Genomic DNA, 12,256 nt, shown 5'->3' with positions numbered 1-12,256 from the left:
GATCCATGCGCCACGCCCCTTGCCGATCCCGTCGTACGGCTGTCCTGGCGACCGTCGCCGTGCTCGCCCTCGCCGGGTGCGGCTCCGACGACGGCGGCGAGCCGAAGCAGGGCTCGCGGCCGGTCGGCGGCAGCTCCACGGCCTCCGACCCGACCGCGGACGTGGCACCCGACGCCGACCTGCCCCTGACCGGTGACGTCGAGCTCCTCGACGAGGGGAGCGCACCGCGGCGGGTCGTGCTGCTGCAGGTCGAGGAGGGGCACACCGAGACCACCACGATCGAGATGACGGCGACGACCACCACCGCCGGGCAGGAGCTCACGCTGCCGATGACGGTGCCCTTCACGACGACCGTGTCGGCCGTGAGCGACACCGCCATCGAGGCCGAGGTCGTCTACGGCAAGCCCACCGTCGAGCCGGGCGACCTGCCGGCCGACGCGGTCGCGCAGGCGCAGGCCTCGGTCGAGCTCCTCGACGGCACGACGGCCACGGTCTCCTACGCCCCGAACGGGACCGTGCTGGCCAGCGAGGTCGAGGTCTCGCCGGACGCGCCCGACCTCGTCTCGCGGCTCCTCGACAACATCTCGTCGCTCGGCTACGCCAGCCTCGCCGCCTTCCCCGACGAGGAGGTCGGCGTGGGTGCGCGTTGGAGGGCCACCACGACCTTCACGGTCGGCGGCGTCGAGCAGTCGATGGTGTCGACCTACCGCCTCACCGCGTTGAGCGACGACGGCTACGAGCTCGCGATGACCGGCAGGTCGACCACCACGCCGGGCGACACGGTCGGCGGCAAGGTGCTCGAGGGCTCCGGCACGGCGCGAGGGACCCTGGTCGGGCGCACCGGGCTGGTCTCGCCGCTCACCTCGCAGGGCAGCGGCCGTGGCAGCACCGTCGTCGAGGTCGGCGGCCAGCGGGTGGAGACGTCGTACCGGACGACGTCGCGGCTCACGACCCGCTGAGCGTCCGTCGTACGACGAAGGCCCCTGCCGGAGCGGCAGGGGCCTTCGTGCGTCGTACGGGGATCAGACCTCGAACTGGCCGGACTCCAGGCGCTTCTTCAGGTCACGCAGGAAGCGGCCGGCGTCGGCGCCGTCGACCACGCGGTGGTCGTAGGTCAGCGCGAGGTAGACCATGTGGCGCACGGCGATGGTCTCGCCGAGGTCCTCGTCGTCGATCACCACGGGACGCTTGACCACGGCACCGGGGCCGAGGATGGCGACCTGCGGCTGGTTGATGATCGGGGTGTCCCACAGGGCGCCGAAGCTGCCCAGGTTGGTGATCGTGAAGGTGCCGCCGGAGAGCTCGTCGGGACCGATCTTGTTGGTCCGGGTCCGCTCGGCGACGTCGGCGATCTTCTTGGCGATGCCGGAGATCGACAGGTCGCCGGCGTCCTTGACGACCGGCGTGAGCAGGCCCTTCTCGGTGTCGACGGCGAAGGCGACGTTCTCGCGGTCGTTGTAGGTGATCTCGCCGGCCTCGAGGTCGAGGGTGGCGTTGAGCACCGGGTGCTGCTTGAGGGTGTCGATCGCCGCCTTGGTGAAGAACGGCAGGTACGACAGCTTGACGCCCTCGCGCGCCAGGAAGGCGTCCTTCACCGACTCGCGCAGGCGGGCGATGTTGGTGACGTCGACCTCGACCACCTGGGTGAGCTGGGCCGAGATGTGCAGCGACTCGGTCATCCGCTCGGCGATGATCTTGCGCAGTCGCGAGATCTTGACCGTCTGGCCGCGCAGCGGCGACGGCGAGGCGCTCGGCGCAGCCGCGGCGGGAGCGGCGGGCGCAGCAGCAGCCGGTGCGGCGGCGGCCGGGGCGGCCGACTTGGCGGCGGCCGCCGCGTCGAGGACGTCCTGCTTGCGGATGCGGCCGCCGACGCCGGAGCCCTTGACCTGGCCCAGGTCGACGCCGTGCTGGGCGGCGAGCTTGCGGACCAGCGGGGTGACGTAGCCGGGGCCGTCCTCGGCGACCGACGCGGCCGCGGCCTGGGCCACGGCGGGCGACGGGGTCGGCGCGGGGGCGGCCGGAGCAGCCGGCGCGGCCGGTGCCGGGGCAGCCGGTGCCGGGGCGTTGTCGACCGCGGTCGGCGCGGGCGCCGGGGTCGGCTCGGGGGCCGGGGTGGGCTCGGGAGCAGCGGCGGCCGGAGCCGGCTCGGGCTCCGGGGCGGCCGGGGCGGCGGGAGCGGCCGGCGCGGCAGCCGGGGAGCCGGAGCCGATGATCGCGAGCTCGGCGCCGATCTCGACGGTCTCGTCCTCGGCGGCCTTGATCTCCAGCAGCGTGCCGGCGACCGGCGACGGGATCTCGGTGTCGACCTTGTCGGTGCTCACCTCGAGCAGCGGCTCGTCGACGGCGACGGCGTCACCGACCTGCTTGAGCCAGCGGGTGACCGTGCCCTCGGTGACCGACTCCCCGAGCGCGGGCAGCGTGACCGCCGTACCGCTGGCGGCGCCACCGGCGGCGGGTGCGGCCGGGGCCTCGGGGGCCGACGGCTCCTCGGGGGCGGCGGGGGTGGCGGGCGCCTCCTCGGCCGGGGCGGGGGCGGGCGCCTCCTCGGCGGCGGGGGCCGGAGCCTCCTCGGCAGCGGCGGCCGGCGCGGCGCCGGTGGACTCGCCCGCCTCGCCGACGACCGCCAGCACGGCACCGATCTCGACCGTGTCGTCCTCGTTGGCCCGGATCTCGATCAGCGTGCCGGCAACGGGCGACGGGATCTCCGTGTCGACCTTGTCGGTGCTGACCTCGAGCAGCGGCTCGTCGATCGCGATCTGGTCGCCGACTTGCTTGAGCCAGCGGGTGACGGTGCCTTCGGTGACGGACTCACCGAGCGCGGGGAGAGTGACTTCGGTCGCCATGGGAGCCATCCTTGCACCCCGGGTGTTGCAACTGGCAACGGGCCACCCGCGGTTCGGGCACACTTGTGGCATGGGTTTGTTCGACCGCTTCCGTGGCGGATCAAGGCTACGGATGAGTAACCCCACGGGGGACGCACGCACCGGTTCCACACGCGTGCGCGCAGCCGGCCGTGGCGACGAGGAGCACCTGCGCACGTGGGTGCAGGAGCGTCGCGGCGTCGAGGGCTTCGTCGAGCCGCGCACCGCGGTCAGCGAGGTCACCCTGCTGCTCGTCGCCCACGATGGCGAGTGGACCCGCCGACGGGTGCCCTCGGTGAAGTGGGCCCACGACTTCTGCAACCGCCACCAGGTCCCGTCGTACGACGCGGCGGTGGTCGGCGTCCCGCAGCGGATGCGCGACTACAACTCCCGGGTCAGGCAGGCGCAGAAGGAGCAGCTGCGGCGCGACCAGTGAGGTCCCGCCGGTCGCTGGCGCCTGCTGCGCGTCGCGACGCGCGCACGCTCGCGTCGTTGCAGACGCTCGACGTGCGTCCAGCATGCCTTCGCGCCCGCGCCTTGCGAGCGCACGCGCCTCACGCCGCTCGCGACGGCGTCAGCGACCGGCGCGACCTCGGATGAACTCCAGGAGCGTCGCGACCCCGTAGCCGGTCGCGCCCGGGGCGAGGTAGCCGTTGCCGCCGCCCTTGTTGAAGGTCGGCCCCGCGATGTCGAGGTGCGCCCACGGCAGCCCGCCGTTGAACTCCCGGAGGAAGGCCGCGGCGAAGATGCCGCCGCCCCACCGGATGCCGTCGTACTGCGCGAGGTCGGCGACCGTGCTGCTGCGGATCCGGGAGTCGTAGTAGTCCGGGATCGGCATCGGCCAGGCGTCCTCGCCGGCCGCGGCAGCCGCCGCGAGCACCTCGTCGACCACGGCCTCGTCGCCGAGCACACCGGCGATCCGGTCGCCGAGCGCGAGCACCATGTGCCCGGTCAGGGTCGCGATGTCGACCAGCACGTCGGGCTCCGCCTCGACCGCGCGGCCGAACGCGTCGGCCAGCACCAGCCGGCCCTCGGCGTCGGTGTTGCTGACCTCGACGGTGGTGCCGTCGTACGTCGTCAGCACGTCGCCCGGGCGCATGGAGGCGTCGCCCACCATGTTCTCGGCGAGGGCGGCGTACACGGAGAGGCGGACGGGAAGGCCGAGCCGGGCGGCCGCGATGGTGGCCTGGACGACGGCGGCGGCGCCGGCCATGTCCTCCTTCATCGTGGTCATGCTGGCGGCGGGCTTGATCCAGAGGCCACCGGAGTCGAAGGTGATGCCCTTGCCGACGAGGGCGACGTGGGCGACCGCGTCCTTGGGGGCGTAGCTGAGCTCGACCAGGCGCGGGGGAGCCGCCGACCCGGCGCCGACGGCGAGGATGCCGCCGCAGCCGAGCTCGGCCAGGCGGGCCTCGTCGAGGACCTCGGCCTTGATCCGCGACCCGGCGGGAAGGTCCTTGTTGGCGGCCTCGACCGCGGCCACGATCGCGTCGGCGAACAGCGGCGGGGTCAGGTCGGCGGGCGGGGTGTTGACCCAGTCGCGGGTCGCGACGACCGCGTCGGTGACCACCTGGGCCGGCTCGACGGCGGCCGCGATCTCGGCCTTCCTGGCCGACGGCGTCAGCACGACGATCTCGGCCGGCGTGGTCGGCGTCCCCGGCTTGCTCTTGTACGACGTGAAGGCGTAGCCGCCCAGCCGGTAGCCCTCCACGACCGCCCGCACCAGCTCGGGGCTGTCGGCGGGCAGGGCCAGGGCGACCGACGCCGCGTTCGTCACCGCGCGCGCGGCGTTGCCGGCCGCCCGTCGTACCGCTGCGGCGTCGACGTCGTCGCCGAGGCCGACGAGGACCAGCAGGGGAGAGGCGATCGTGCCGCCGGTCGGGACCTTCGCGACCTCGCCCGGACGACCCTTCGCGCCGACGGTGGCGAGCAGGCCCCCGAGCTTGCGGCCGTACGCCGCCGCCACGTCCTCGGCGCCTGCGGCCAGGGTGCCGTCGGGCCGCACGCCGACCACGACCGCCTCCGCCTTGGTCTTGGCGGGGCTGGCGGTGCGCAGTGCGAAGGTCGTCACCGGCGCAGGATATCGACCGGCCGATGCAATAGATTCCGACGCATGGCCGATGCGACCCCCTTGCAGTCCCCGCTCCACGACCGGCACGAGGCGCTGGGCGCCAAGTTCTCGGAGTTCGGCGGCTGGCTGATGCCGCTGGAGTACCCGACCGGCGTCGTCAAGGAGCACACCGCGGTGCGCGAGGGCGTCGGCATCTTCGACGTCAGCCACCTCGGCAAGCTGGTCGTGCGCGGCCCGGGCGCCGTCGAGTTCCTCAACTCCACGCTGACCAACGACCTGCACCGGATCGGCCCCGGCAAGGCGCAGTACAGCCTCGTCGTGGACGACGCGACCGGCGGCATCGTCGACGACGTCTTCACCTACTACCGCGACGACGAGCACGTCCTGGTGGTCCCGAACGCCTCCAACAACGAGGAGGTACGCCGCCGCCTCGTCGAGGCCGCGCCCGCGGGCGTCGAGGTGGTCGACCACCACCGCGACTACGTCGTGCTGGCGGTCCAGGGCACGAAGGCCGACGAGGTCGTGGCCGGCGTGGGCCTGCCCGTCGGCCACGAGTACCTCACCTTCGTCGAGGCGCCCTGGGAGGCCGGCGACGCGGACCCCGACCCCGACTCGCTGGTCATCGTGTGCCGCACGGGCTACACCGGCGAGCGCGGCTACGAGCTGATCGCGCCGAGCGCCGTCGCCCCCGCGCTGTGGGACGCGCTGATGGCCGCCGGTGAGCCGCACGGGCTGGTGCCGGCGGGCCTCGGCGCCCGCGACACGCTGCGCACCGAGATGGGCTACCCCCTCCACGGCCAGGACATCGGCCCGTCGATCACCCCCAACGAGGCCCGCCTCGGCTGGGCGGTCGGCTGGAAGAAGCCGGCCTTCTGGGGACGCGACAAGCTGCTCGCCGAGAAGGAGGCCGGCGCCCGCCGCAAGCTGGTCGGCCTGGTCTCCACCGGCCGGGCGATCCCACGCCCGCACATGGGCGTCCGCCTCTCCCCGGACGTGCTGCTCGGCGAGGTCACCTCCGGCACCTTCTCGCCGACCCTCAAGAAGGGCATCGCCCTCGCGCTGCTCTCCAGCGTCGTCGCCGACGACGGCGAGGTCACCGTCGACGTCCGCGGCCGGGGTGAGGTCTTCCAGGTGACGAAGCCGCCGTTCGTCCAGCCGTCGGTGCGGGAGGCTTGAGCCATGAACCTCCCCGAGCAGCCCGGCTCCTCCAGCTTCCGCCCGCCGACCGAGCAGCCGTGGCGCTGGCGCCTCGAGGACGCCAGCGGCGCCGAGGTCGCCGTCTCCGGTGACCTGGCCGACCAGACCTTCCCGAGCCAGGGCGACGCCGAGTCGTGGGTCGGCGAGACCTGGCAGGAGCTGGCCGAGGCCGGTGTCGCGCAGGTGACCCTCTTCGAGGCCGACCGCGAGGTCTATGGCCCGATGTCGCTCTCGGCATGAGCGCCGCCTCGCGCCCCTTCCGCCAGGTCGACGTCTTCACCGCCGAGCCGATGCTCGGCAACCCCGTCGCCGTCGTCCACGACGCCGAGGGGCTCACCGACGCGCAGATGCAGGCCTTCGCCCGCTGGACCAACCTCAGCGAGACGACCTTCCTGCTGGCGCCGACCGACCCCGCCGCCGACTACCGGCTGCGGATCTTCACCCCGTCGATGGAGCTGCCGTTCGCCGGCCACCCGACGCTCGGCTCGGCCCACGCCTGGCTCGAGGCGGGCGGTGTGCCGGCGGGGGAGCGGCTGGTGCAGCAGTGCGGCGTCGGGCTCGTCGAGCTGCGGCAGTCCGAGGGCCGGCTGGCCTTCGCCGCGCCCGACCTGCTGCGCTCCGGCCCGGTCGAGGACGAGCTGGTGGAGCGGATCGTGGTCGCCCTCGGCATCACCCGCGACGACGTGCTCGACATCGCCTGGGCCGACAACGGTCCCGGCTGGGTCGGCGTCCGGCTGGCGTCGGCCGAGGACGTCCTCGCCCTGACACCCGACTTCATGACCCTGCCGGTCGACGTCGGCGTCGTGGGCCCGTGGCCCGAGGGCTCCGAGTGCGCCGTCGAGGTCCGCGCGTTCGTGCCCCACGCCGCAGGCATCACCGAGGACCCGGTGACCGGTTCGCTGAACGCCTCGCTCGCGCAGTGGCTGGCGGGCGGCGTGCTCCCGGCGTCGTACACGGCGGCGCAGGGGACCGTGCTCGGCCGCCGCGGACGTGTCCACGTCACCACGGCCGACGACGGCACGATCTGGGTCGGCGGCGACACCCTCAGCACGATTCACGGGACGGTCACGCTCTGAGCTCCGTCCCCGAACTAGGCTGACGTCGTGCGCCAGTACCTCGACCTCGTCCAGCGGATCCTCGACGAGGGCGCCGAGAAGGGTGACCGCACCGGCACCGGCACGCTCAGCGTGTTCGGCCACCAGATGCGCTTCGACCTGACCGCCGGCTTCCCGCTCGTCACCACGAAGAAGATCCACACCCGCTCGGTCTTCGGCGAGCTGCTGTGGTTCCTCCGCGGCGACACCAATGTGCGCTGGCTGCAGGAGCGCGGCATCACCATCTGGGACGAGTGGGCCGACGAGAACGGCGACCTCGGCCCCGTGTACGGCGCCCAGTGGCGCTCCTGGCCCACCCCCGACGGCGGCCACATCGACCAGCTCGCGCAGGTGATCCGGCAGATCCGCACCAACCCCGACAGCCGGCGCCACATCGTCTCGGCGTGGAACCCCAGCCAGGTCGACGACATGGCGCTGCCGCCCTGCCACAGCCTCTTCCAGTTCTACGTCGCTGACGGCCGGCTCAGCTGCCAGCTCTACCAGCGCTCGGCCGACGTCTTCCTCGGCGTGCCGTTCAACATCGCGTCGTACGCGCTGCTGACCCACATGGTCGCCCAGGTCGCGGGCCTCGAGGTCGGCGACTTCGTGCACACCCTCGGCGACGCGCACCTCTACTCCAACCACCTCGAGCAGGCCCGACTCCAGCTGACCCGCGACCCGCGGCCGCTGCCCAAGCTGCTGCTCAACCCCGCGGTCACCGAGATCGACGCCTTCGAGCTCGAGGACATCAGCGTCGAGGGCTACGACCCGCACCCCGCGATCAAGGCCCCGATCGCGGTATGAGCACCCCTGCCGGGCGGCGGGTCACGATGGTGGCCGCCGTCGCCGAGAACGGTGTCATCGGCGCCGACGCGGACATCCCGTGGAAGATCTCCGAGGACTTCGCCCACTTCAAGGCGACCACCCTCGGCCACGTCCTGGTGCTGGGCCGGACCACCCACGAGGGCATCGGCAGGCCGCTGCCCGGCCGGACCACCATCGTGCTGACCCGCGACCCGTCGTTTACGGCGGAGGGGGTGGAGGTCGCCCACTCGATCACCGAGGCGCTGGAGCTGGCCGACGACCTCCTGCGCGACCAGCCGGCCGACCGGCGGGTGATGATCGGCGGGGGAGCGCACGTCTACGCCGCCGCCCTGCCGTACGCCGACGAGCAGGTCATCTCCGAGATCCCGATGTCGCCGGCGGGCGACACGCACTACCCGGAGTTCAGCCGCGGGCGCTGGAACGAGGTGCGCCGCGAACCGCGCGAGGGCTTCACCATCGTGTGGTGGGAGCGGGTCTTCGCCTGCGGCGGCTCGTCAGGGGCCTGACCGCCGTCGAGGAGGTCGCGCAGCGACCGTCACGAGACGCGGTTGGACGGTGCTGGAAGGCTGGGGCCATGGAGCTCCGCGTCTTCACCGAACCCCAGCAAGGTGCCACCTACGACGACCTGCTGGCCGTCGCGCTCGAGGCCGAGAAGCTCGGCTTCGGAGCCTTCTTCCGCAGCGACCACTACCTCCACATGAGCGGCGACGGGCTGCCCGGCTCGACCGACGCCTGGACGGCGCTCGCCGGCCTCGCCCGTGACACGAGCACAATCCGGCTCGGCACCATGATGACGAGCGCCACCTTCCGGTACCCCGGCGTGCTGGCGATCCAGGTGGCGCAGGTCGACCAGATGAGCGGCGGCCGCGTCGAGCTGGGGATCGGCGCCGGGTGGTTCACCCAGGAGCACACCGCCTACGGGATCCCGTTCCCGGACACGAAGGAGCGCTTCGAGCGGTACGCCGAGCAGCTCGAGCTGATCACCGGCCTGTGGTCGACGCCGGTGGGTGGGCGCTACGCGTTCGACGGCACGCACTACCAGCTCGCCGACAGCCCGGCGCTGCCGAAGCCGGTCCAGACGGGCGGCCACGCCGGCGGCGTACCGCTGCTCATCGGTGGCACGGGCGCCCGCAAGACGCCGGCGCTGGCGGCGCGCTACGCCGACGAGTTCAATCTGCCCTTCGTCGACGAGGAGTTCACCGCGGTGCAGTTCGGCCGGGTGCGGCAGGCGGCCGAGGAGATCGGCCGCGACCCCGACGAGCTGGCCTGGTCGAACGCGCTCGTGCTGTGCGTGGGCGAGGACGAGGCCGAGGTGGCGCGCCGGGCGAAGGCGATCGGCCGGGAGGTCGACGAGCTGCGGGTCAACGGCCTCGCCGGCACCCCCGACGAGGTGGTCGAGAAGATCCGCCGCTTCGGCGACCTCGGCAGCCAGCGGATCTACCTCCAGGTGCTGGACCTGGCCGATCTCGACCACCTGCGGCTGGTCGCCGCGGAGGTCATGCCGCACGTGTGACCGAGTGGGTGGGGAGGCCCGCGTGGGGCGGCGAGGCGGGTCATCGGGCCCCTTGGCGATAGGCTGACAGCATGACTTCTGCACCCTTCGGCACCGTGCTGACCGCGATGGTCACGCCGTTCCACGAGGACGGCTCCGTCGACCTGGACGGGGTGCAGAAGGTGGCCAGGCATCTCGTCGACAACGGCAACGACGGCATCGTCGTGTCCGGCACCACCGGCGAGTCGCCCACGACCACCGGCGCGGAGGACGGCGAGACGCTCGCCGCCGTCAAGGACGCCGTGGGCGACCGGGCCAAGATCGTCGCCGGTGTCGGCACCAACGACACGCGGCACTCGGTCGAGCTCGCCCGGCAGGCCGAGAAGGTCGGCGCCGACGGCCTCCTGCTCGTCACGCCCTACTACAACAAGCCCAGCCAGCCCGGCGTGCTCAACCACTTCCGCCAGGTCGTCGACGCGACGGCCGTCCCCGTGATGCTGTACGACGTCCCGGGCCGCACCGGCACCAAGATCGACCTGGCGACGTACCGCGCCGCGGCCGACTGGGACAGCGTCGTCGCGGTCAAGGAGGCGACCGGCGACATCTCGCGCACCGCGCAGCTGGTCGACCTCGGCTACACCGTCTACTCCGGTGACGACGTCAACACGCTCGGCTACCTCGCCTACGGCGCCGTCGGCGTCGTGTCGGTGGTCGGCCACGTCGCGGGCACGCAGCTCAAGGCGATGATCGAGGCGTTCCTCGCCGGCGACCACGCCGAGGCGCTGCGGATCCACACCACGCTGATCCCGGCCTACGAGGCGGTCATGGGCGTCGCCAACTACGGCGCCACCACCGCCAAGGCCGCGCTCGAGCTCGCCGGAGTGCTGCCCAACCGGCACGTGAGGTCGCCACTGCTCGCGCTCGACGACGCGGAGGTCGCCGACCTCCGTGCCGGTCTCGAGGCGGCGGGCCTCCTCTGATGTCGCACCCGCACCCCGAGCTCTCCGCCCCGCCGAAGCTGCCGAAGAACGGCCTGCGGGTCATCCCGCTCGGCGGTCTCGGCGAGGTCGGCCGCAACATGACCGTCTTCGAGTACGACGGCCGGCTGCTCATCGTCGACTGCGGCGTCCTGTTCCCCGACGACCACCACCCGGGCGTCGACCTGATCCTCCCCGACTTCGAGGCCATCCGGGACCGCCTCGACGCCGTGGAGGCGCTGGTCCTGACCCACGGCCACGAGGACCACATCGGCGCGACGCCGTACCTCCTGCGCGAGCGCGAGGACATCCCGCTCGTCGGCTCCGAGCTGACCCTCGCGCTGGTGAACTCCAAGCTCCGCGAGCACCGGCTGCGCCAGACGCCGTTCTACACGGTCAAGGAGGGCGACCGGATCTCGTTCGGTCCCTTCGACCTGGAGTTCGTCGCGGTCAACCACTCCATCCCGGACGCGCTCGCCGTGGCGATCCGCACCGGCGCCGGCCTCGTGCTGCACACCGGTGACTTCAAGATGGACCAGCTGCCGCTGGACGGCCGGATCACTGACCTCCGCGCCTTCGCGCGACTGGGGGAGGAGGGCGTCGACCTCTTCCTCACCGACTCCACCAACGCCGACGTCCCGGGCTTCACGACCGCGGAGCGCAAGATCACCCCGGTGCTCGAGCAGGCGTTCTCGGAGTCGAAGCAGCGGATCATCGTCGCCTGCTTCGCCTCGCACGTGCACCGCGTCCAGCAGGTGCTCGACGCCGCGGTGAAGTACGACCGCAAGGTCGCCTACGTCGGCCGCTCGATGGTGCGCAACATGGCCATCGCGCGCGACCTCGGCTACCTCAAGGTCCCGCCGGGCGTGATGGTGGAGGCCAAGGAGCTCGCCAACCTGGCCCCCGAGCGCCAGGTGCTGATCTCCACCGGCTCGCAGGGCGAGCCCCTGAGCGCACTGGCCCGGATCGCGCAGCGCACGCACAACTTCGTGCACCTGGAGGAGGGCGACACCGTCGTCCTCGCCTCCAGCCTGATCCCCGGCAACGAGAACGCCGTCTACCGCGTCATCAACGGCCTGGCCCGCCTCGGCGCCCGCGTCGTCCACAAAGGCAACGCCCTGGTGCACGTCAGCGGCCACGCGAGCGCCGGCGAGCTGCTCTACTGCTACAACATCGTCAAGCCGCGCAACGTGCTGCCCGTCCACGGCGAGGTCCGGCACATGCTCGCCAACGGCGACCTGGCCAAGCAGACCGGCGTCGAGAACGTCGTGTACGCCGAGGACGGCGTCGTGGTCGACCTCGTCGACGGCGTCGCCTCCGTGGTCGGCAAGGTCGCCTGCGGCTACGTCTTCGTCGACGGCCAGTCCGTCGGCGACGTCACCGAGTCCGAGCTCAAGGACCGCCGGATCCTCGGCGAGGAGGGCTTCGTCTCCGTGATCGTGGTCGTCGACTCGGTCTCCGGCAAGGTCTCCGCCGGCCCCGAGATCCACGCCCGCGGCCACGCATGGGCGGACTCGGACTTCGAGGGCATCAAGCAGCCGATCGTCGACGCCGTCAACCGCGCGCTGGACGAGGGCAGCACCGACACCTACCAGCTCCAGCAGGTGGTGCGCCGCACGATCGGCCGTTGGGTGAGCAACACCCACAAGCGGCGGCCGATGATCATCCCGGTGGTCGTGGAGGCCTGAGCCGGCTGCATGCAGCCCCGAAACCCCCGCGCGTGTTGTCCCTGTGACTCA

The 12,256-nt window shown here is 72.6% G+C and carries 12 protein-coding genes; 10 read left to right on the top strand and 2 right to left on the bottom strand.

Annotated features, from left to right (window positions below; all coding sequences use genetic code 11):
- The first annotated feature begins 5 nt into the window (after positions 1–5).
- On the top strand, positions 6–959 hold the full coding sequence (locus BJ993_RS24210) for a hypothetical protein (RefSeq protein WP_179651800.1): 954 nt from the start codon (positions 6–8) through the stop codon (positions 957–959).
- Between the two features lie 63 nt (positions 960–1,022).
- On the opposite strand, the gene sucB is transcribed toward BJ993_RS24210, so the two are convergent.
- Entirely contained in the window at positions 1,023–2,843 is a 1,821-nt protein-coding gene (sucB, locus tag BJ993_RS24205) for a 2-oxoglutarate dehydrogenase, E2 component, dihydrolipoamide succinyltransferase (RefSeq protein ID WP_179651798.1), read from the bottom strand.
- 154 nt (positions 2,844–2,997) lie between these two features.
- On the opposite strand from sucB, the gene BJ993_RS24200 reads away from it, so the two are divergent.
- Positions 2,998–3,297, top strand: a complete 300-nt coding sequence (locus tag BJ993_RS24200) for a hypothetical protein (RefSeq protein ID WP_036544829.1) — start codon at positions 2,998–3,000, stop codon at positions 3,295–3,297.
- Between the two features lie 138 nt (positions 3,298–3,435).
- Here BJ993_RS24200 and BJ993_RS24195 read toward each other — a convergent pair whose 3' ends face one another.
- Complete coding sequence (locus BJ993_RS24195; RefSeq protein WP_179651796.1) at positions 3,436–4,932, bottom strand: leucyl aminopeptidase; 1,497 nt, start codon at positions 4,930–4,932, stop codon at positions 3,436–3,438.
- A 42-nt stretch (positions 4,933–4,974) separates the two neighbouring features.
- Between BJ993_RS24195 and gcvT the strand changes: the two genes are divergently transcribed.
- From gcvT to BJ993_RS24155, 8 genes are all read left to right on the top strand, one after another.
- Positions 4,975–6,108, top strand: coding sequence for a glycine cleavage system aminomethyltransferase GcvT (gene gcvT, locus BJ993_RS24190; RefSeq protein WP_179651794.1), 1,134 nt, complete (start codon positions 4,975–4,977; stop codon positions 6,106–6,108).
- 3 nt (positions 6,109–6,111) lie between these two features.
- Positions 6,112–6,369 carry a hypothetical protein gene (locus BJ993_RS24185; RefSeq protein ID WP_051932191.1) on the top strand — a complete coding sequence of 86 codons (258 nt, stop codon included), beginning with the start codon at positions 6,112–6,114 and terminating at the stop codon, positions 6,367–6,369.
- Positions 6,366–7,205: a PhzF family phenazine biosynthesis protein gene (locus BJ993_RS24180; protein ID WP_179651792.1), complete on the top strand. Its 840-nt coding sequence runs from the start codon at positions 6,366–6,368 to the stop codon at positions 7,203–7,205. Before BJ993_RS24185 ends, BJ993_RS24180 begins: the two co-directional genes overlap by 4 nt.
- 27 nt (positions 7,206–7,232) lie before the next feature.
- Complete coding sequence (locus BJ993_RS24175) at positions 7,233–8,027, top strand: thymidylate synthase (RefSeq protein ID WP_036544838.1); 795 nt, start codon at positions 7,233–7,235, stop codon at positions 8,025–8,027.
- Positions 8,024–8,554 carry a dihydrofolate reductase gene (locus BJ993_RS24170; protein WP_179651790.1) on the top strand — a complete coding sequence of 177 codons (531 nt, stop codon included), beginning with the start codon at positions 8,024–8,026 and terminating at the stop codon, positions 8,552–8,554. The genes BJ993_RS24175 and BJ993_RS24170 overlap by 4 nt, the downstream gene beginning before the upstream one ends.
- Before the next feature lie 68 nt (positions 8,555–8,622).
- Complete coding sequence (locus tag BJ993_RS24165; protein ID WP_179651788.1) at positions 8,623–9,561, top strand: LLM class F420-dependent oxidoreductase; 939 nt, start codon at positions 8,623–8,625, stop codon at positions 9,559–9,561.
- A gap of 71 nt (positions 9,562–9,632) precedes the next feature.
- Entirely contained in the window at positions 9,633–10,520 is an 888-nt protein-coding gene (gene dapA, locus BJ993_RS24160; RefSeq protein WP_036544844.1) for a 4-hydroxy-tetrahydrodipicolinate synthase, read from the top strand.
- Positions 10,520–12,205, top strand: coding sequence for a ribonuclease J (locus BJ993_RS24155; protein ID WP_179651786.1), 1,686 nt, complete (start codon positions 10,520–10,522; stop codon positions 12,203–12,205). The genes dapA and BJ993_RS24155 overlap by 1 nt, the downstream gene beginning before the upstream one ends.
- Positions 12,206–12,256: the final 51 nt, after the last annotated feature.

The sequence above is a fragment of the Nocardioides aromaticivorans genome, from assembly GCF_013408525.1.
In the GTDB taxonomy this organism is placed as follows: domain Bacteria; phylum Actinomycetota; class Actinomycetes; order Propionibacteriales; family Nocardioidaceae; genus Nocardioides; species Nocardioides aromaticivorans.
This window is presented reverse-complemented; position numbering and strand designations above follow the sequence as displayed.

What these genes read in the sequence shown, in the direction of transcription:
- BJ993_RS24170 (WP_179651790.1), top strand. Translation starts at nt 8,024, where the DNA reads ATGAGCACCCCTGCCGGGCGGCGGGTCACGATGGTGGCCGCCGTCGCC.
- BJ993_RS24155 (WP_179651786.1), top strand. Translation starts at nt 10,520, where the DNA reads ATGTCGCACCCGCACCCCGAGCTCTCCGCCCCGCCGAAGCTGCCGAAG.
- BJ993_RS24185 (WP_051932191.1), top strand. Translation starts at nt 6,112, where the DNA reads ATGAACCTCCCCGAGCAGCCCGGCTCCTCCAGCTTCCGCCCGCCGACC.
- sucB (WP_179651798.1), bottom strand. Translation starts at nt 2,843, where the DNA reads ATGGCGACCGAAGTCACTCTCCCCGCGCTCGGTGAGTCCGTCACCGAA.
- gcvT (WP_179651794.1), top strand. Translation starts at nt 4,975, where the DNA reads ATGGCCGATGCGACCCCCTTGCAGTCCCCGCTCCACGACCGGCACGAG.
- BJ993_RS24210 (WP_179651800.1), top strand. Translation starts at nt 6, where the DNA reads ATGCGCCACGCCCCTTGCCGATCCCGTCGTACGGCTGTCCTGGCGACC.
- BJ993_RS24180 (WP_179651792.1), top strand. Translation starts at nt 6,366, where the DNA reads ATGAGCGCCGCCTCGCGCCCCTTCCGCCAGGTCGACGTCTTCACCGCC.
- dapA (WP_036544844.1), top strand. Translation starts at nt 9,633, where the DNA reads ATGACTTCTGCACCCTTCGGCACCGTGCTGACCGCGATGGTCACGCCG.
- BJ993_RS24165 (WP_179651788.1), top strand. Translation starts at nt 8,623, where the DNA reads ATGGAGCTCCGCGTCTTCACCGAACCCCAGCAAGGTGCCACCTACGAC.